Here is an 18,537-nt window from a genome sequence, read left to right on the forward strand (position 1 = left end):
GAAATAACAAATGAGTACTCCGAAATAGCAAATGGGTACTCCGAAATAACAAATGAGTACTCCGAAATAGCAAATGGGTACTCCGAAATAACAAATGGGTACTCCGAAATAGCAAATGAGTACTCCGAAATAGCAAATGAGTACTCCGAAATAGCAAATGAGTACTCCGAAATAACAAATGAGTACGCCGAAATAACAAATGAGTACGCCGAAATAACAAATGAGTACGCCGAAATAACAAATGCGATCGCCAAATCAATAAATGCGTTGGCGTAGCCCACCGCAGGCATCGCTAAAATAACAATTGCAGTCACAAAATAGCTTGACTATGAAAGTAAAATGAAATTATCCTCCATCTCAGCTACATCATGGTTTTCCCAGAACTCGAACAACAACTCCTTGAGCTTTCGCCTAACGATAAACTGTATATCATCCAACTCCTGGCACAAAGTCTGACTACAAACAATAACAACACCCACCCAGATCGACCAAACAAAATCTCAGAATTCTTCTGTCAATCCCCCGTGGCTGAATTACCCGAAGAATTTGACCTGACTCGATTACTAAAAACCCTCATTGAGTCCCTACAACCAGTAACTCCAACCGAAATAACAGAATATCCCCTGCCTCAATTTTATGGATGTATCCAAGATGAAACCTTCTTCCGTCATCCCCAAGGACAACAACCAGAACGCGAACCAATTCTGTGAAATTCCTGCTCGATACTAACACCTGCATTATTTATATGCGGGGTAAAAATTCCACTTTAAAACAAAAACTAGAATCCACTGCCACTAAAGATATTGCCGTTTGCTCAATCGTCAAAGCTGAACTATTTTATGGTGCAATGAAAAGTGCCAACCCACAACGGAATCTGACTTTACAAAAACAATTTTTAGCCCAATTTACATCACTACCCTTTAACGATTTAGCAGCAACGACATTTGGAACAATTCGCTCTCAACTAGAAGCATTAGGTACTCCCATTGGTGCGTATGACTTACAAATTGCTGCGATCGCACTGACAAATAACTTAAACCTCATCACCCATAACACTAGAGAATTCCAACGCATAAATAACTTGCTGATTGAGGATTGGGAGATATAGCGATCGCCGAAATAGCAATTGCGATCGCACCTTATTTTTACCTGAAACTGGTAGTAGACCAGCGCAAAATTCAGTATATTATTTGTTCACAATTAAAAAAACTATCCACGAGGTTATGTGTCAACAACGTATCACCTATGATGAAATTCTACACTTTTCTGGAATTTAGGGCGTTGGTATTGAATTTTTCTTATGATCTAGTTACGTCTCACGCCCTAATCCATGAATGAACAGCGTCAGCAAGCCAATTTCAACCTCATTCAAAGCCTGTTGAATTGTCGTACTAACGATGAAGTCCAAGAAATTTTAGCAGCAAACCAAGAACTAGTCGATGTTGACTTGATACCAAAGATGCTGGAAATAGCAAGTCATCTACGAAAACATGGCGAATTAGACCAAGCTAATCATTTAATGAATATAGCAGGGCAACAGCTTGGAGTTTATAATAAATTACCATCAACTGCCACAACAAAAGAATGCTTAGATTTCTTAGAGCAAGCACTGAAAGTAATGGCAGATAATAGAGATAACGTGCAAGTAGTTAACCAAATACTTGTAGAAAATATCAAAAAACTTAATAAGATTTCTGCAAGATTATTCCAAAGTTGGTCACAGAATAAGCTTGGACAAGTTCAATTAAATGAAAATAAGCGCATTGCATCAGATATTTTTGATTTAAGTACATTAATTCAAGAATTATATTTAGGAGATAAAGCCAATAATATAGAAGTTGCTATTGCTGGCTATGAAGTCACCCTTAATGTTTTTAATCGCAGTGTATTTCCAATACCGTGGGCAATGATACAAATGAATTTGGGTATTGCTTATTATAAGAGAATACAGGGAGACAAAGTAGCAAATCAAGAATATGCTATTAAAGCTTTTACTAATTCATTAGAAATAATAAATTGCTCTCAATTTCCACAACAATGGGCAATAACGCAAAGTAATTTAGGGAATGCTTATTTTTACAAAATAACAGGAAATAGACCTGAAAATTTGGAATGTGCTATCAAATATTATGATGCAGCATTAAAAGTTATAACACGCTCAACATTACCATCAGAATGGGCAATGATTCAAAACAACTTGGGGAATTCTTATCTTGAACGGCAAAGAGAAAATAAAACAGAGAACATCAAAAATGCAATCATTGCTTATAGAGCCGCTTTAAAAGTATACACCCGCTTTGAATTTCCACAACAATGGGCGACAACGCAAAATAATTTGGGAAATGCTTATCTTGAAATAGTTCAAGGAGATAAGAACGGAAGTATTGAAAATGCGATCGCTACCTTTTTTGCTGCATTGGAAGTATTCACACTCACAGATTTTCCAGAACAATGGGCGATGACGCAGAATAATTTAGGGAATGCTTACCGTCAAAAAATACAGATAGATAAAAGAGTAACTTTTGAAAAAGCCATCCAATTCTGCACAAACGCTTTAGAAGTATTCACCTATGCTAATTTTCCACAATACTACGCATCAACATTATTTAATATTGGTATTATCTACCAAGAATCACAGCAGCTAACTGAAGCTTATACTAAATTTAATGCTACCATTTCTATAGTCGAATTGTTACGAGAAGAAATTATTTCTGGTGGTGAAAGCAAGCAAAAACAAGCAGAAGAATGGAACAAGCTTTATAGGCGTATGGTAGCAGTTTGCTTGAAATTAGGTAGTTTAACAGAAGCTGTTGAATATGTTGAACGTAGTAAAACCCGCAATTTAGTTGAACAAATCCTTGAACGTGACTCTAAAACCATCTTTACAAAAGAAGTAGTAACTCAACTGGAAATATATAGGGATGAAATAGCCGCAGGACAATATCAAATCCAAAATAGCAAAGCGGCAAATCCCCAAGACTTAGCAAAACGCCTCCAAGAATTGCGACGACGGCGTAACGAATTACAAAACCGTTATTTACCTGTTGGTTATGGTTTTGATTTTAATTCATTTCAAGCTACTTTAGATGAGCGTACAGCTATTATCGAGTGGTATCTTCTCAATGATAAAATTCTAGCGTTTATTGTCACAAAACAAGGAGAGGTAACAGCTTGGCAATCCCAAGCAGAAGACCGAGAAGCTCTGTATAATTGGACAAATCAATATTTACGAAACTACTACACTCAAAGAGACCAATGGCGTAATAGCTTAGGAGTATTACTCCAAGAATTAGCCACAATTCTGCACATTGATGAAATATTAACCCAAATACCAAAGCACTGCGATAAACTCATCCTAATTCCCCATCAATTCCTGCATTTATTCCCTCTTCATGCGATTCCAGTAAATCAAAATTCGGAAAATTCGTCTTGTCTTCTGGATTTATTTGCTGGTGGTGTGAGCTATGCACCTAGCTGTCAACTACTGCAACAGGTACAACAGCGCAAACGTCCTGATTTTCAATCTCTATTTGCAATTCAAAACCCCACAAAAGACCTGAATTACACCGATTTAGAAGTACAAGTTATTCAAAGCTACTTTAATACTGCCAACGTTCTGAAAAAAACAGCAGCGACACTCACAGCTATTAATAATACTGACTTAAATACTTATCACTGCGCCCACTTTAGCTGTCACGGATATTTCAACTTCATAAATCCCAGTCAATCAGCCCTAATTTTGGCAAATGCACCCGTAGTTGATACACTTCCACAACCAAATACAGAACGTTATCTGAATTTACGGGCAGGGGAAATCCACGATTTAGACAAATGCCTTACTCTAGATAAAATCTTCAGTCTCAAATTAGAAAAATGTCGCCTCGTCACCCTTTCCGCGTGCGAAACTGGATTGATTGATTTCAATAATACCAGCGATGAATATATTGGTTTACCTAGCGGTTTTCTGTTAGCTGGGAGTCAAGCTGTAGTCAGTAGTTTGTGGACTGTCAGCGATTTATCTACAGCGTTTTTGATGATGAAATTTTATGAAAACCTACAAACAATAAATAGTGTTTCCTTAGCACTCAATCAAGCACAACAATGGCTGCGAAATTTAACAACAGAGGAATTTGAAGCATTATTAGTTAAATATCAGCCACAAATTGAAGAAATTTTTGCTCAACTCCCAGAAGAAATGCGTCCAGTGGCAAGAGCTATATTAAAAAGAAACTGCAAGCGTAAACCCCACCCTTTTGCAGCACCATTTTACTGGGCAGGATTTACAGCTACAGGGCTTTAGGATTAAGGTTTGGCAGTTTCACAAAACTGCTTCACACCAATTTTGGCAACGTAAATTACCACTGGAGTTGCCAAGGCTATGGGAATATTACCACTTGCTGCTAAGGTGGCGATCGCTGCTGTCAATACTCCCGTCATCAACTCGTCAAATTCTTCCTGACAGATGATTTTGCTGAGTTTTTGGGCTAATTTATGTAAATAATCTGAATCTCCTCTCAAGCTGACTTCTTCATCAGTCGTATCAACAGCAATTAACTGTGCTGCTGCTTCCAAATTTCCCTTACACTCTTCTATGGCATCCAAAGCTGCTAAAGCCTCTGGACTATCCGCCAACTGGCTGCGAAACTGAATAATTTCTTCTGGTGTAACGGTAATCATTTAAATAAATACACGAAGCATTCAGTAATTATACATCTAATGCCTAATCTTTAAAGATGTGGCGATTGCACTCACACGACATCAACAGTAGGAATAATATTGCTGTGCGATCGCAGATTTTGGACAATCAGAAAAATCTTTCAGAGATTTGGTTTCACGCTTTTTTCTGGCATTGCTACTAGCCGTTAGGGTGTTTTGCCATTTCCGCAAACAGCACCCATCCTCCTACAAAACAGGCATTTTCACAAGCGATCGCTCCTTAATCTCCGTAATTTCCCCAATTCTTCAATAATTTAACTTTAACATTTAGGCTTTCACTGCGTAGATTTATCAAATTTCTGTAAAAAAATTACGAATCTTTGAAGACCTAGATTGAGACTATAATTCATTAAGGTTAAGCTGATATTAATAGGATCGTCAAACTCATCGATCTTGAGAACTGACATGACCGCTAACAGTTTACCACTTCCTCAGATACATCAAGATATTGTTAAGCACAAATCCCAAAAACTAAATATTCAAATCGGACAAGAACGGATTTACAAATTGTTAGTAGAAGTTGTAAATAATTCTCCCCCAGAAGATGCTCTGCGGGAATTTAAACGATTATTTATAGACTGTCTTAACTCAATTAGTCTGAATGCTATATCTGTAAGAAATGGAATTAGTTTTATCAGGAACGAACAAGATTTTTGCAACACACTTAAGCGCTGTTGCTACATTTTGGTTAATAATTGGGCATCTAAAAGACAATTTAAATATATTCAAGAATTAATCAACTTATTAGCAGAGTATCATCCTAGTCGGAATTCAAGTAACTCTCAGAAAATCAGTATCTACAAAAATTGGTTAGAAAATTTTGTCATTAGTAACGATTATGAAGAACTAAAACTATTTGCTTACAGACATGATAGCAAAGAAAAAATCCACTGGGCTAGTCGCTATACTGCATATTTATTAATTGCTCAATCGTTTGATAGAAATAATCCTCAAGAGCAACAAGAGGCTGCGGCAAACCTTTCTCAACAGATCAAAGACAAATTTAAGTTTGACTTAGCAATGTTTATTGCTCGTTCTCAGTCTACAGCTTCAAGTGTGACACGTTATAAAAATCCCAGTCTTTTAGGAGATAACGCTTTACATTTAATCAAAACAATCGTTATCAAAAGAGGTTTATTTAGTTACGAGAATTTGGCCAATATATTTATTCAACAGACTCAAAATCAGTTACTAAAAGATTTTAAAATAAGTATCCAAAAATACTTGTTTTTCTCTGTTAATAATAGTCAGGAGTTAGTGGTGGTTTTTAAGCGGCATTTAGCAAATAAGCTAGTGCCGTGGAAGGTAGAAAAAGATGAAGAATCAATAGACAAGCACTTACTGCTAAGAATTTGTAACCGAGTAATTGATTGTCTGACAACAGAGAATGGACAGGAACCCTCGCCATTATTTGTGTTGTTCCTTTCTAATGGAAATCCTCTAACATTAGTCATTATCTTGCTAAAGATAATTTTGATTTGTCAAAATGCTCGGAGTCATTTAGAAATTAGGATTGCTCATTTAATTAGTTACTATGAAAATTTTCCAGAGGAAGAATGTCAATCTTTAATTACTTTTATGGAAATTTTCAATATTACGTTTGCAATTTATACAGAAAACGTTGAATATAACTTGATTAAAATGAAAGAAGACAATCCAACTTGCAATTCACCACTAAATTTAGACGCTTATCGAGTATTTTCTCAATTAAAACTAGATGTCGAATACTAATAAGACTTAGCAAGTTTTTCGTCAAGCCAAGCTAAGGCAGCACCAGCAGTTTCAGCTATGATACTAATCAAACGATATAGGGCGATCGCACTAATGACCAGCGCTGCGGGAAAGTGATGCTGCAACAGTGCGATCGCAGTTGCTTCAAATACACCTAAGCCACCAGGCGCACCGGGAATAACTAATCCTAACAGCCAAGCAAAACTAAAAGCCCCTAGAAGTAAAGGAATTTGACTCGAATTCAACGAACTCAAAGCAAAAATAGTTAAGATAAACCCAGTACCGCGCAGTCCTAAAAACCCCAATTCTCCTAACAAAGGTTTTAGGGGATAGCGTTTGATATTTAAACTAATGGTTGACTTGGCGCTATCAGATTTTTTTCCCTTCAAGCGAGACAAAAAGCGAATTGCTGGATTCAAAAACCAAGGATGAACCGCACAAAGCACTGCAATTAAACTCAGCACTCTTAGCGTTTGTAACACAAAGGTATTATTAGCTGCTGCCAACTGATTACCGAATAAGATAATCACAATTAAAGCAGCGGCTGCCATTAGTAGTGGTTCCAGTAAAACACTTAAAGTAGCTGCACCAGAGGACACATTAGCATTTTTCGCCGCGACAATTCGTCCGTAATAATGCCAGACATTACCGGGTAAATACTTAGCAATATTTGTTTTTAGATAAACTTGAATAAATTGAGAAGGCTGAACTGATTCATTTAACTCTTGGAGAACCCAAGTCCATATCCAACCTGCCCAAGTATGTGCCAGCAAAGTTACGCCTGTGGCGATCGCTAGAATTGCCCATCCTACTCCATCAATCCGGATAGCTGTCACCTCAAACCAGTGATCCTTCAAGGCTTTCCCTAAAAAAAACAGCGTCCCGCCCAAAATTATCCAGCGTAAAATTTGCTTCATCGTGATTTTAGTCATTTACCAGCTCAAGCACTAGGGCTAAATGCACAAATCTTATGGTACATCAGCTAAATATTGCAAGGCTTAGATTCCTAACTTTTCTAAAAATTAGGAAATATTTTTTGCTTAAAAAAGTTTTATGACTGTATTACAATTAGTATGACTTCTATTAATCTAGATATGATTTTATTATGAGAATAACTTACTTAAAAACTACTAATCTATAAAATATATAATTTGCATATCATCCTAAAGATTGATATTGAAAAATCCAAATATTATAGTATAAATGAATTAATCCGAAAAACAAAAAGAGCTTAATTAGTGAAAGACAAATTTATTAAATAGAATTATATCTCTCTACAGTTAGATTAAAAATACAACTTTAGTAGCAATATAAATGTGACCTGCGCTAGATGTAGAGCTTCTTTTTATATTCATATCATTAATAAAGCTTATTAAATATATATCAACTCGAACAGACCGAAGAGCTTGCTGATAATTAAAGTTATCCAAATTATTAAGCAAATGAATCGCTTGTTTTCAGTTGAAAGACAAGGAGGACTAAATGAGCAGTTTGATAGCTTTCTGGAAAAAGCTGCGGCTCCGCCAGATTATAACTATCTTCTTGGCTGGTCTATTTTTAATAGTCACCACTGCTTGTAGTGGAGCAGATGCTCAAGGTGCGAATCCCCGAAATCCTGCTGTACAAGCTGGCGGCGCAAACAATCCTTACAAAGGTGGCGGCGACAAATATGGCATATACCGGGAATCGACCGATCCGAAAGTGAATAACGCGGAAGGAAGTAAAGGACGCGATCGCGCTAGCCTTGACTCAAATCCACAAGTATTAATTGCCACCAACAAAGAATCCGAAATACTTTATCCCGGTGCTGAGACACCAGCGGGTAGAGTTTCCAAAGAACGGGAATTGCCAATCGTTACTGAGGAAAATTTCCGCAAGTCCGAACCAGGTAATTTGATTCAAGACGAACCAAATGTAGGAACTCGGATTCAAGAACGTATCGATACTGTCAAAGAGGCAGTAAAAGATGCTTCTGGATTTTTGAAAGATAAGGCAGATGAAGCAAGTTCTAGACCTGAGTTACAAAAAAATCCGGCAGTTGGGAGATAAAACTTTAATCTTGTGTATAGATTTGGGTTTGAAATAGATCCCAAATCATATATATATTGATGAAGGTTTAACGTAGTTACAAACACATAAGGAGAACACATGAAAAGAGTCATCAATTGGCTGAAGAATTATCGTCCAGTAAAAGTTTTAACTGTTTTTTTGGCAGGAATCGTCTTAATTGTCACACAAGCTTGTTCTTCTCCGGGAGTTGCAACAGAGCCACCACAGTCTAACGTCCAACCAAAAGAGTCTGGGGCCCAACCATACACCAAGCGATACGATCCTACAAAAAGTTACGATCTCAACAATCCTGAAGGTGGGATAAATAACTTTAGTGATGTAGAGCCAAGAGCAAAAGCAGACGATAAAGCAGCAAATGATAAAGCTAATGCCCTAGCGAAAAATGCTCAAAAAAACATAGACCAAAAAGGGGTTAATAACCCAGGGGAAATAGGTAAAAATATTCGCAATACACCCTTTGGTCAAAAAGCTAAGGAAACGGGTGAAGATATCAGCGATTCCGCAGCTGAAGTAGGCGAAGGCGTAGCTAAAGGAACTCAGCGTGGAATTGAAAATATCAAGGAAAACGTCCAAAACGCCGCAAAATACGTTAAACGTACAGGTGAAGACACAACCAAAGGGGCAGAAGTTAAATAAGCCGTTTAACGAAAAGTTAAGAGTCAATAGCTAATAGTAAAAAACTCTAGACTTTGATTATTGATGTTCCCAGGCGATCGCTTGGGAACATTTTTTATCAAAAGTTGTTTATTAACTGATGAAAGTCATCCCTCATTCAGTCATTCTGACTTTTCCACATACCGTGAAAAGTCAGAGGGTGTGGGGTGTAGTCCGGCTTGCTTGTTTTCCCTACACCCTACACCCTACACCCTACCCCCAGCCTTAACGAGGGTTTGAGGACTTACCGTGAAAAGTCAGATCAGTCATCTTTGTTATGTTTCAAATACCAACTCTGTAACGCCAACCGCTGAATTTCGCGCCAAGGAATATTGTGTTTTCGAGCTAATTCTGCACAATCTTCGTATTCTGGCTGCACGTTAGTTACAAGTTTCTTTGGCGATTCTCCCTGCCATGCTACCTTTACATGTACTTCACCATATTCAGTTAGCACTGGTTGAATTTCTCTTTGTAAGATGGCGCGCTGTTGGGTAGTTCGCCGAATTCCTAAAGTAGTGGTTTCGCGGAATATAACAGCTTCACAATTCAGTAAATTTTCTGGATGACAAATAACTGTCAGTAAAATTCCCGGACGCGACTTTTTCATGCCTATGGGCTGCGTGAAGACATCCACCGCACCAGCTGCAAACAACGCCTCAAACACATAACCGATCGCTTGGGGATTTAAGTCATCAATTTGAGTTTCTAATACTGATATAGTTTCTAGGGAATTAGTATCGGCAGTGTTGGTAACTGACTGGATGGGGCTTTCTCCGAGCCACAGGCGTAAGATATTAGGGATAGGTAAATTAATTGAACCTGCTCCTAATCCTACTTGCTTGATGGTCATTGCTGGTGGCGCACCAAAATCTTTCGCTAGAGTAGTAGCGATCGCAGCTCCTGTTGGTGTCACTAATTCTCGTTCGATGCCGTTACTATAAACCGGACAATTCCGCATTTCCCATAGCTTCAATACTGCTGGTACTGGCACTGCCATCTGACCGTGTGCTGCCCTGACAGTACCGCCACCAGTGGGAAAGGGCGAGCAATATAGTAAAGGCAATCCTTGGCGATCGCTTTCAATACCCAACCAATCTAATCCCAAACAAGTACCTACAATATCCACAATGGCATCTACAGCGCCCACTTCATGAAAATGAACTTTTTCAGGTGCAATGCCGTGTACTGCCCCTTCTGCTACTGCTAGCTGCCGGAATACCGCTAAACTCCAAGCTTCTGCTCTTGATGGCAAACTCGCTTTCAGAATCATCTTCTCGATTTCTGGCAAGTGCCGTCCGTGATGATGACTGTGTTCGTGGTGGTGATGATTATCTACTAAATCGACATGGACTTTTGTCGCTTGCTGACCGTTGCGTTGAACGAGTTCTGTCTTTAACTGATACTCCTGTGCGATTCCTAAGTTATTGAGTTTTTCTATTAAATACTCTTGGGGAACGCCCAAGCTGACTAAGGCCCCCAAACACATATCACCAGAAATTCCCGTTGGACATTGGAGATAAGCAATTTTAGTCATACAGATAAAGATGAAGTGTATTGTTCCTCAACCTTTGCAGAGGACACAAGGAACTATCAGCAGCCTATTATAAATTTTATATTCGTGCAAAATTTCAAGTTATAATTCACAAGCTTGCGAAGCGCTCTCTAAATCAAATTCTCCAAAACTGATTAGTTCCAAATGATTGGGGTTTCGCATCAGTTCTTTTGCCAATAAAAATCCGGTAATTGTCCAAGTTTGATATCTCCTGGCTTTTTTACCAATTAATAACCCCCTCGTACCATCGTAATATTCTGGCCATTGGTCGTCGCTAAGACGTTCTTGGGCAATTTCAATGGCGCGTTTGGCAATGCTTGTTCTACCTGTTTTTTGAGCAGCTGCGGCTAAAAACCACATTAAGACCGGCCAACTACCACCATTATGGTAAGACCAAGGTATATTTTTGGGGTCGCATCCGGTGAAAATTCTGTACTCCTCCTTTTCGACCGCTGGGAAAGAGATTTTCATCGGCATTTCTCCCACTAAATCTTGCCATTGTTCTTCAATCAGATTCATAATCGCTTGCGACTGTTGTTCGCTGGCTAGAGAACAAATAATCGCCATCAAATTTCCCAATGCAAAAAAGCGAGTATCTAGCTGTGACGGCCCAACATTACCTGCTAGATAACCACCGTATTTTGGCAACCAAATAGCTAAGTCAGCATAGGGAATTGAATCTGAATATATATTGAATAGATTGACTGCTGTTTGACCGTATTCTTCACCTTTAAAACGATAAATTACATTTAAGCGATTGATATCTATCCAATAATGATGGCGAATATGATCTCGCAATAAAGGTAGGCGATTGTCGATACCAATAACAATTTCTTCATCGCCTGCACAAATCAGTAACTTTCGAGCCGCACGTAACGCCGCATAAAATAAAGCTTGAATTTCTAAAGGATATCCATAGATACCCAAACGACGGTGAATCATGCAAGATCCATCTGGAACTAATAGCGTTGGATACATATCGAAGCGAGTTGCCAAGCAGAGCTCCATAATTAACATGATACCTTGCTGAAATTCTGGTTGCAAGGCGAAATTTATATCTTTTGTCGCTTTGACATAAGCATGTAATATAATAATCCACCACAAACAAGAATCAACTGGTGTGACTCTAGCGATCGCGTGTTCGCCAAAATCTGCTTCTAAAGATTCTTTGCCGTTTGTTGAGATAACTTTAAAGCTTGCTGGTATCAAACCTCGAATCGGCGTATAAGCCTCCAACTCGTTTTTTGTCGGCTGTAACTTTAGGGTTTCTTCTAAAAAATTACGGACAATATCATATCTACCTTGGCTTAAAAAAAGTAAAGCTGAAGATACAAAATCCCTAATGAAGCAATGGTCGTAATTTGATGCATCTTCTGAACTATCATAATTAGCAACCGTGCCAATTGGACGACCTTGATAGTAAATAATTGACTTTTCTAGTAGTTGCCATGCCTGTTTTTCTACATCATCAAATATTGCCAATTCCTCTTTGACCATTGCGAGAAATACTCCATTTAATTGGATTTTTGCGGAAGAAAAACTTTTATTTTCTGCCGCTACAATTCTTTTTACTTTAGTGATGGATACATTGCCAATCAGCTTTTTGCCACGCTCGATGAAAAACAATACTCCATCATCTTTTTTTGAGGAGAAACTCAGTTTTGTATCTCCTGCATTCTCTTATATGATATATTATTTAACTCTTTGCTGTAAGCAATTGAGAAAATAGTCAAAGCCCTTTGTAACTACAAAGGGCTTTTCAGTTAATGTTTATTCTGGACAGTTATTTTTGGTTAGCAGCGGTACAATCGCACTAATTTACACAGTTTTAGCCATTATTAATACAACTATTTCTGCTATTAAGGTAGACATGGATCTACACTGCCAATTTCAAATTCACAAGCTCTAGAAACCGCTTCTGGAGGTAATTCATCAAAACTGACTAATTGTAAATAACTGGGGTTAGCCATCAGTTCTTTTGCTAATAAAAATCCGGTAATCGACCAAGTTTGATATTTCCTGGCTTGTTTTCCAATTAACCGCCCTTTCTTGCCATCGTAATACTCTGGCCATTCATCTTCGCCGAGGCGTGCTTGAGCAATTTCAATAGCTTTTCTTGCCAGATTTGTTCTGTTAGTTTTCACAGATGCAGCTGCTAACATCCACATTAAAACGGGCCAACTCCCAGCATTGTGATACGACCAAGGTATATTTTTGGGGTCGCATCCTGTAACAATTCTGTACTCTTCATCTTCTAAGGCTGGGAAACAAATTTTCATTGGCATATCTCCCACCAAGTCATCCCATCTTTCCTCGATGAGAGTCATAATTGCTTGTGACTGTTCTTCAGTAGCAAGGTCAGAAACGATCGCCATTAAGTTACCGAGTGCAAAAAAGCGAGTATCTAGTTGAGATGGTCCGACATTACCTGCTAAATAACCACCTTTTCTGGGCAGCCACTTGTCTAATTCATAATAGGGAAGAGAGTCTACATATATATTGAATAAATTGACTGCTGTTTTCCCATACTCCTCACTTTTGAAGCGATAAATTGCATTTAGGCGATTAATATCTATCCAATAATGCTGGCGAATGTGAGCGCATAATAAAGGCAAGCGGTTATCAATTGCTGCCACAACGTCTTGATTGCCTTGACAAATTAACATTTCGCGGGCACCACGCAACGCTGCATAAAATAAAACTTGTAATTCCAGCGGATGACCGTATATACCCATACGACGGTCAATCATACAAGCACCATCTGGAACCAACAGCGTTGGGTACATATCAAAGCGGTTCGCCAAGCAGATTTCCATAATTAACCTGATACCTGTTTGGAATTCAGGTTGATGAGCTAGAGAAAAATCTTTTGTAGCGATCGCATAAGCACGTAATAAAAGAATCCACCACAGACACGAATCAACAGGTGTAACTCTGGCGATCGCATGTTCGCCAAAATCCGCTTCTAGATATTCTTGTCCGTTATTAGACACAACCTTGAAACTAGCTGGTATCAAGCCGCGTCCGGGTTTATAGGCATCTAATTGCCTTTCTTTGGGTTGTAATCTTAATGTTTCTTCTAAAAAATTGCGAACAATATCTGTTCTACCTTTGAGAAGAAAAATCAGGGCTGAAGAGACAAAATCACGAATAAAGCACTGATCGTAGTTGAGTGCTTCTATAGAGACATCATAGGCAGCTACAGTTCCAATGGGACGACCTTGATAGTAGATAATCGACCGCTCTAGCGCTTTCCACGCTCCTTCTTCTATATTTTCATCTGTTAGTAATTCATTGATTTGCATCGCTAAAGTAGCTCCATTGGAGGGTGTTGATTTATGGGAGATTTGCCTTGATTATCGGATTTTTGCTCTTCTTAGCATCACAGAAATAACACTTTGAATAGCAAATATAACTTGGGTAACTAGTCGAGGTAAAATAGCTTGCAATGCTGATTTTGAGCTTACTTAATTGCTAATTAATTGGCTGGTATTCAATTAGTTTTTTGGTGAATTACAACTAACTGTCTTTTCACCTCAAGCAATCAAATGATTTTTACAACAGTCATAAAAGACATATTTCAGTTGTTTAGAACTTTGCTTTACCAAACAAAAATATATCTTGGCACTGTTTAAAGCTTGTGTAAAGATTAGACGAATTCCAGTATATTTACGTTACAAAATTTAGTGTTTGCAACTAAAAATTAAGCCATTCCCCTATAACTTAATAATTTATAACATTCTTTCAGAAGATGCAATACGACTAATTAAAAAATTTCAAATGTCAATACTTCTAAAGATGTGATATTTTATCCTGTCTACCGATCCCAAGTAAAATTACTCAAATTAGTCGTAATTGGAGAGCGATAATAATATATCTAGATATTTGGCAAATTATCTGTTTGTTTAGAACTTTACGAGCAAATACATAGTAATCTAGCAAGTATTTTAGGGGCGATCGCTTTTCTTAGTTCTCCTGGTGATTTAGAAAAGATTTGGATGAAACGAACCACAGAGGCGCAGAAAGAAGTTGCTTGTGCGAGTTCCCCGCGTTGAGCAAACTTCGGGAGGACGCAGAGAAGGAGAGATTTGTGAAATCGTAAAAGCCCTTGGGTAAGTTTACCGAAGGGCTAAAAATAATATTTATCTTAAAGATGCTGTGCAAAGGAGCTTGTTTTACTGTTGTTACACCCAGTCATGTTTGAAGCCTGTTTCTGCTTTAACTTGGGCAATTGTTCTTTCGATAAAAATCAGATCGCTTTTGAGATTTTGAACCCTTGTTATTAGTTGCTCAAGCTGAGTTTTCAAGCTATCAGCAGTTTGCTGTTGATTATACTTGCGAGTCAAAGCTTCACGAGCCAAATCCTCACGGCCTTTTTTCATCGCTAATACAGCTATTTGATACCAGTTTTGGACTTCATTTTGAGCTTGCTTGTAATTCGCTTGCATTTTTTCTTTGCTACTTTGAGCAATATGAATGCTTTGTAATATGCTCAGTTTGATTTGGTTAAGAGATTCAACAGCTTTATCTGGGTTATTGTTATCCTGACCCTCATTAAGAAGTTTCAACAAACCATATGCACCAAGTCCAACCACTGCACCAGCAGCTACAACTGGAGCCATACCAATGCTAAAACCGTTTCCTGCTGCGAGTAATCCCATGTTTCCAACAGTTGCAGAAACTCCAGCACCACCAATCGCTCCTAATCCTGCTGCACCCAAAGCTAAAGGATCTTGGTTTTCTATTCCCTTCTTAGTTCCATAAGCAGCCATACCAGTAACCGCTCCTGTCGCAATCAGGTGAGGTGTGCCAATACCAATAGCCGTTCCTGCGGCTGCTAATCCCATACCACCCATTGTTTGAGAAACAACAGCACCAGTGGCTGCTCCTCCAGCAATAAATGCTGTGCTTTCTCCATACTTGAAATTACCTGCCATATCATTCAGGTTTGTTCTGATGATGCGACTGATGCGATCGCCCATTCCCATAGTATTTAAATAAAAGTAATAAATAATACTAAATTTGAGTTTATCTTAGTACACTTTTGCCACTGCGTTAGAATTCATGAAATCTTGCTTTCTGTTATTAAACTTTGTGTAAAGCGCAGCCTTCCGCTATCTTAGGTTGTTAGTTAATAAATTGCGCTTAACATGACCTCGCTTTCTCCTCACAAAAAAGCCAAAGCCCTCAAACCCAATAGCCGTCGTCCTGCCAAGGAACTCTGTAGCGAATGCGGACTTTGCGATACATATTATATTCACTATGTCAAGGAAGCCTGTGCTTTTATCAATCAGCAGATCGGCGAACTTGAAGCACAAGCGCACACGCGATCGCGCCATCTCGATAACCCTGACGAACTCTACTTTGGCGTTCACCAAGACATGATGGCGGCGCGCAAACAGCAGCCTATCGAAGGTGCACAATGGACAGGTATTGTTAGTAGCATTGCCATTGAAATGCTCAATCGCGGCATAGTTGAGGGTGTCGTCTGCGTGCAAAACACCAAAGAAGACCGCTTTCAACCCATGCCCATCATTGCCCGTACTCCAGAAGAAATCTTGGCAGCACGAGTAAATAAACCGACGCTTTCGCCTAACCTTTCCATCTTGGAACAAGTAGAACAATCGGGAATGAAGCGATTATTGGTAATTGGTGTCGGTTGCCAAATCCAAGCATTACGAGCTGTAGAAAAACAACTAGGTTTAGAAAAACTGTATGTCTTAGGTACGCCTTGCGTAGATAATGTGACTCGTGCAGGACTGCAAAAATTCTTAGAAACCACCAGCCGATCGCCTGATACAGTTGTACATTACGAGTTCATGCAAGACTTTCGAGTTCACTTCAAACATGAGGATGGCTCAACGGAAACTGTACCTTTCTTTGGTTTGAAGACCAATCAACTCAAAGATGTGTTTGCCCCTTCATGTATGAGTTGTTTTGATTATGTCAATTCTTTGGCAGATTTAGTTGTTGGTTACATGGGCGCACCTTTCGGTTGGCAGTGGATTGTAGTTAGAAATGATACGGGTAACGAAATGCTGGACTTGGTAAAAGACCAGTTAGACATCCAGCCAGTCATGTCCCAAGGTAATCGCAAAGAAGCCGTACAACAAAGTATTCCTGCCTATGATAAAGCTGTGACTCTCCCTATGTGGGCAGCAAAATTGATGGGAGTAGTCATTGAAAGAATTGGCCCGAAAGGTCTAGAATATGCCCGATTTTCGATTGATTCTCACTTTACACGTAATTATTTGTATGTGAAGCGGAATCATCCAGAGAAATTAGAGGCGCATGTGCCGGAGTATGCTAAACGGATTGTCGGACAGTATAAGTTACCAAAGTAAAGTTTTCTGCCAAGACGCGAAGAGTTTCTGCGCGTCTTGGTTCAGTTTAGCGGGTATCTTAAACCCATTTATTCATTCACCAATAATACTAATTCGTAATTCGTATTTTGGAGTAAAACCCGATTAAGAAAAACTCTAGGTTTCAAAGTAGACGCGGTTTATAAATAATATTAGAGGTGCTTTAATAAATGAAATAATACAGCATAATTTACCAATGCGCCGCTTATTCGTTAGCTTTACCTGTACCTTACTAATTTTACTTCCTAGTTCCGGCACTTTTGCTAAAAATCAGACTATTTCCCAGCATTCTAATACTTGTCAACGTACTCAGTCTTCACCGAATTTCTTAGTTGTGGGTGGCGGTGGCGCGCCTTATTTCAATGAAATCGCTTTAGAGAAAAATGTACTGTACTTTCAACGCACGCTGCAATTTCTCGGTTACAACCCACAGAAATTTGCCTCCATTTTCTTTGCCAACGGTAATGATGGACAAGCTTCTGTTCGCTATATAAATCCCCAAGGACAAGAAGAATTTAAAAAACCAGAAATTCCCAATCTCAAAGGTGCTACTACCTTAAGTAACTTACAGAGTTATTTTCAACAGTTAGCGCAACAGCCAAATCCTAAATCATTTTTTTACTTCACAGGACATGGAGGGAGAAATAAACAAGACTTAGATAATAATTCCTTTTACTTGTGGAACGAACAGGAATTGAGCGTCAAGCAGTTTTCTCAAATGCTAGATAAAATGCCTCCCAAGACATCTGTTGTTACCATGATGGCTCAATGTTTTTCTGGTTCCTTTGCTAACTTTATCTACGAAGGGGGCGATGCCAAACGTCCCGTAGCGCTTCAAACTCGTTGTGGTTTCTTTGCTACGATTAAAACTCGACCTTCCGTAGGCTGTACGCCAGAGGTAAATGAAGCAGACTATCGAGATTATAGTTCTAGCTTTTTTGCTGGGTTGAGCGGACGCGATCGCACGGGTAAAGCTGTGAGTTCCGCCGACTACAACAAAGATGGACGCGTAGGCTACGCTGAAGCCCATGCTTTCGCTAAGGTTGATGAAGAATCTATCGATTTGCCAATATCCACTTCCGAAGCTTGGTTGCAGCGTAAATTTTCCCAAACGCAAGAAAAGGCACTTCTGAGTCAACCTATCAGCAAAATTTTACAAACAGCTCGTCCAGAACAGCGCTATGTAGTTAATTCTTTAGTTAAGAGGTTTGAGTTAGACAAGCAAAAGCCATTTTTGCAAAATTTAGAGAATTTGAATAGCCCCAAATTTCAAACCGACGAACAGCAAGCTTATCTCAGGCGCTTGGCAATGGAACTAATTAATATTGCTGGAGAAAAACAAATCCGTACTTCAGGCAATAAAAAAGATATTGCCACACTTGACCGTTTGGTGAAGTGCGAAAGTGGTTCTTGGGGCAAATAGAGGAAGCAGGGGGAGCAGGGGAGGTAGGG

General features: G+C 38.9%; 15 protein-coding genes. 9 read left to right on the forward strand and 6 right to left on the reverse strand.

Annotation, left to right across the window (positions count from 1 at the left end):
* The 4 genes from I8752_RS10085 to I8752_RS10100 all read left to right on the forward strand — a co-directional run.
* The coding region (locus tag I8752_RS10085; protein WP_214432173.1) for a hypothetical protein at positions 1-276 on the forward strand (276 nt) is incomplete at its 5' end.
* Between the two features lie 92 nt (positions 277-368).
* A complete protein-coding gene (locus tag I8752_RS10090; RefSeq protein WP_214432174.1) occupies positions 369-710 on the forward strand; it encodes a hypothetical protein in 342 nt (113 codons plus the stop codon).
* Positions 707-1,108 (forward strand): type II toxin-antitoxin system tRNA(fMet)-specific endonuclease VapC, encoded by a 402-nt coding sequence (vapC, locus tag I8752_RS10095; RefSeq protein WP_214432175.1) that lies wholly within the window; start codon positions 707-709, stop codon positions 1,106-1,108. The genes I8752_RS10090 and vapC overlap by 4 nt, the downstream gene beginning before the upstream one ends.
* Positions 1,109-1,330: 222 nt before the next feature.
* Positions 1,331-4,300, forward strand: a complete 2,970-nt coding sequence (locus tag I8752_RS10100; RefSeq protein WP_214432176.1) for a CHAT domain-containing protein — start codon at positions 1,331-1,333, stop codon at positions 4,298-4,300.
* Positions 4,301-4,302: 2 nt separating this feature from the next.
* Here I8752_RS10100 and I8752_RS10105 read toward each other — a convergent pair whose 3' ends face one another.
* Complete coding sequence (locus I8752_RS10105) at positions 4,303-4,677, reverse strand: hypothetical protein (protein ID WP_214432177.1); 375 nt, start codon at positions 4,675-4,677, stop codon at positions 4,303-4,305.
* A 444-nt stretch (positions 4,678-5,121) separates the two neighbouring features.
* Here I8752_RS10105 and I8752_RS10110 point away from each other — a divergent pair, with 444 nt between their 5' ends.
* Complete coding sequence (locus I8752_RS10110; RefSeq protein WP_214432178.1) at positions 5,122-6,447, forward strand: hypothetical protein; 1,326 nt, start codon at positions 5,122-5,124, stop codon at positions 6,445-6,447.
* On the opposite strand, the gene I8752_RS10115 is transcribed toward I8752_RS10110, so the two are convergent.
* A complete protein-coding gene (locus I8752_RS10115) occupies positions 6,444-7,364 on the reverse strand; it encodes a lysylphosphatidylglycerol synthase domain-containing protein (RefSeq protein WP_214432189.1) in 921 nt (306 codons plus the stop codon). The genes I8752_RS10110 and I8752_RS10115 overlap by 4 nt on opposite strands.
* A 565-nt stretch (positions 7,365-7,929) precedes the next feature.
* Here I8752_RS10115 and I8752_RS10120 point away from each other — a divergent pair.
* Entirely contained in the window at positions 7,930-8,496 is a 567-nt protein-coding gene (locus I8752_RS10120; RefSeq protein WP_214432179.1) for a DUF6658 family protein, read from the forward strand.
* A gap of 99 nt (positions 8,497-8,595) precedes the next feature.
* Positions 8,596-9,153 (forward strand): DUF6658 family protein, encoded by a 558-nt coding sequence (locus I8752_RS10125; protein ID WP_214432180.1) that lies wholly within the window; start codon positions 8,596-8,598, stop codon positions 9,151-9,153.
* A 280-nt stretch (positions 9,154-9,433) separates the two neighbouring features.
* Here I8752_RS10125 and larC read toward each other — a convergent pair whose 3' ends face one another.
* The 4 genes from larC to I8752_RS10145 all read right to left on the reverse strand — a co-directional run bounded on the left by larC (position 9,434) and on the right by I8752_RS10145 (position 15,711).
* Positions 9,434-10,705: a nickel pincer cofactor biosynthesis protein LarC gene (gene larC, locus I8752_RS10130; protein WP_214432181.1), complete on the reverse strand. Its 1,272-nt coding sequence runs from the start codon at positions 10,703-10,705 to the stop codon at positions 9,434-9,436.
* A gap of 99 nt (positions 10,706-10,804) precedes the next feature.
* Positions 10,805-12,220 (reverse strand): glycoside hydrolase 100 family protein, encoded by a 1,416-nt coding sequence (locus tag I8752_RS10135; protein WP_214432190.1) that lies wholly within the window; start codon positions 12,218-12,220, stop codon positions 10,805-10,807.
* 362 nt (positions 12,221-12,582) lie between these two features.
* Positions 12,583-14,028: a glycoside hydrolase 100 family protein gene (locus I8752_RS10140; protein ID WP_214432182.1), complete on the reverse strand. Its 1,446-nt coding sequence runs from the start codon at positions 14,026-14,028 to the stop codon at positions 12,583-12,585.
* Positions 14,029-14,907: 879 nt separating this feature from the next.
* Positions 14,908-15,711 carry a PspA/IM30 family protein gene (locus I8752_RS10145; protein WP_214432183.1) on the reverse strand — a complete coding sequence of 268 codons (804 nt, stop codon included), beginning with the start codon at positions 15,709-15,711 and terminating at the stop codon, positions 14,908-14,910.
* 162 nt (positions 15,712-15,873) lie between these two features.
* On the opposite strand from I8752_RS10145, the gene I8752_RS10150 reads away from it, so the two are divergent.
* Both I8752_RS10150 and I8752_RS10155 read left to right on the forward strand, forming a co-directional pair.
* Positions 15,874-17,067 carry a Coenzyme F420 hydrogenase/dehydrogenase, beta subunit C-terminal domain gene (locus tag I8752_RS10150; protein WP_214432184.1) on the forward strand — a complete coding sequence of 398 codons (1,194 nt, stop codon included), beginning with the start codon at positions 15,874-15,876 and terminating at the stop codon, positions 17,065-17,067.
* A 214-nt stretch (positions 17,068-17,281) separates the two neighbouring features.
* A complete protein-coding gene (locus I8752_RS10155; RefSeq protein ID WP_214432185.1) occupies positions 17,282-18,508 on the forward strand; it encodes a caspase family protein in 1,227 nt (408 codons plus the stop codon).
* Positions 18,509-18,537 lie beyond the last annotated feature (29 nt).

This window comes from Dendronalium phyllosphericum CENA369, assembly GCF_016056275.1.
Classification (GTDB): domain Bacteria; phylum Cyanobacteriota; class Cyanobacteriia; order Cyanobacteriales; family Nostocaceae; genus Dendronalium; species Dendronalium phyllosphericum.

What these genes read in the sequence shown, in the direction of transcription:
- I8752_RS10090 (WP_214432174.1), top strand. Translation starts at nt 369, where the DNA reads ATGGTTTTCCCAGAACTCGAACAACAACTCCTTGAGCTTTCGCCTAAC.
- I8752_RS10100 (WP_214432176.1), top strand. Translation starts at nt 1,331, where the DNA reads ATGAATGAACAGCGTCAGCAAGCCAATTTCAACCTCATTCAAAGCCTG.
- I8752_RS10105 (WP_214432177.1), bottom strand. Translation starts at nt 4,677, where the DNA reads ATGATTACCGTTACACCAGAAGAAATTATTCAGTTTCGCAGCCAGTTG.
- I8752_RS10110 (WP_214432178.1), top strand. Translation starts at nt 5,122, where the DNA reads ATGACCGCTAACAGTTTACCACTTCCTCAGATACATCAAGATATTGTT.
- I8752_RS10115 (WP_214432189.1), bottom strand. Translation starts at nt 7,364, where the DNA reads ATGAAGCAAATTTTACGCTGGATAATTTTGGGCGGGACGCTGTTTTTT.
- I8752_RS10120 (WP_214432179.1), top strand. Translation starts at nt 7,930, where the DNA reads ATGAGCAGTTTGATAGCTTTCTGGAAAAAGCTGCGGCTCCGCCAGATT.
- I8752_RS10125 (WP_214432180.1), top strand. Translation starts at nt 8,596, where the DNA reads ATGAAAAGAGTCATCAATTGGCTGAAGAATTATCGTCCAGTAAAAGTT.
- larC (WP_214432181.1), bottom strand. Translation starts at nt 10,705, where the DNA reads ATGACTAAAATTGCTTATCTCCAATGTCCAACGGGAATTTCTGGTGAT.
- I8752_RS10135 (WP_214432190.1), bottom strand. Translation starts at nt 12,220, where the DNA reads ATGGTCAAAGAGGAATTGGCAATATTTGATGATGTAGAAAAACAGGCA.
- I8752_RS10140 (WP_214432182.1), bottom strand. Translation starts at nt 14,028, where the DNA reads ATGCAAATCAATGAATTACTAACAGATGAAAATATAGAAGAAGGAGCG.
- I8752_RS10145 (WP_214432183.1), bottom strand. Translation starts at nt 15,711, where the DNA reads ATGGGAATGGGCGATCGCATCAGTCGCATCATCAGAACAAACCTGAAT.
- I8752_RS10150 (WP_214432184.1), top strand. Translation starts at nt 15,874, where the DNA reads ATGACCTCGCTTTCTCCTCACAAAAAAGCCAAAGCCCTCAAACCCAAT.
- I8752_RS10155 (WP_214432185.1), top strand. Translation starts at nt 17,282, where the DNA reads ATGCGCCGCTTATTCGTTAGCTTTACCTGTACCTTACTAATTTTACTT.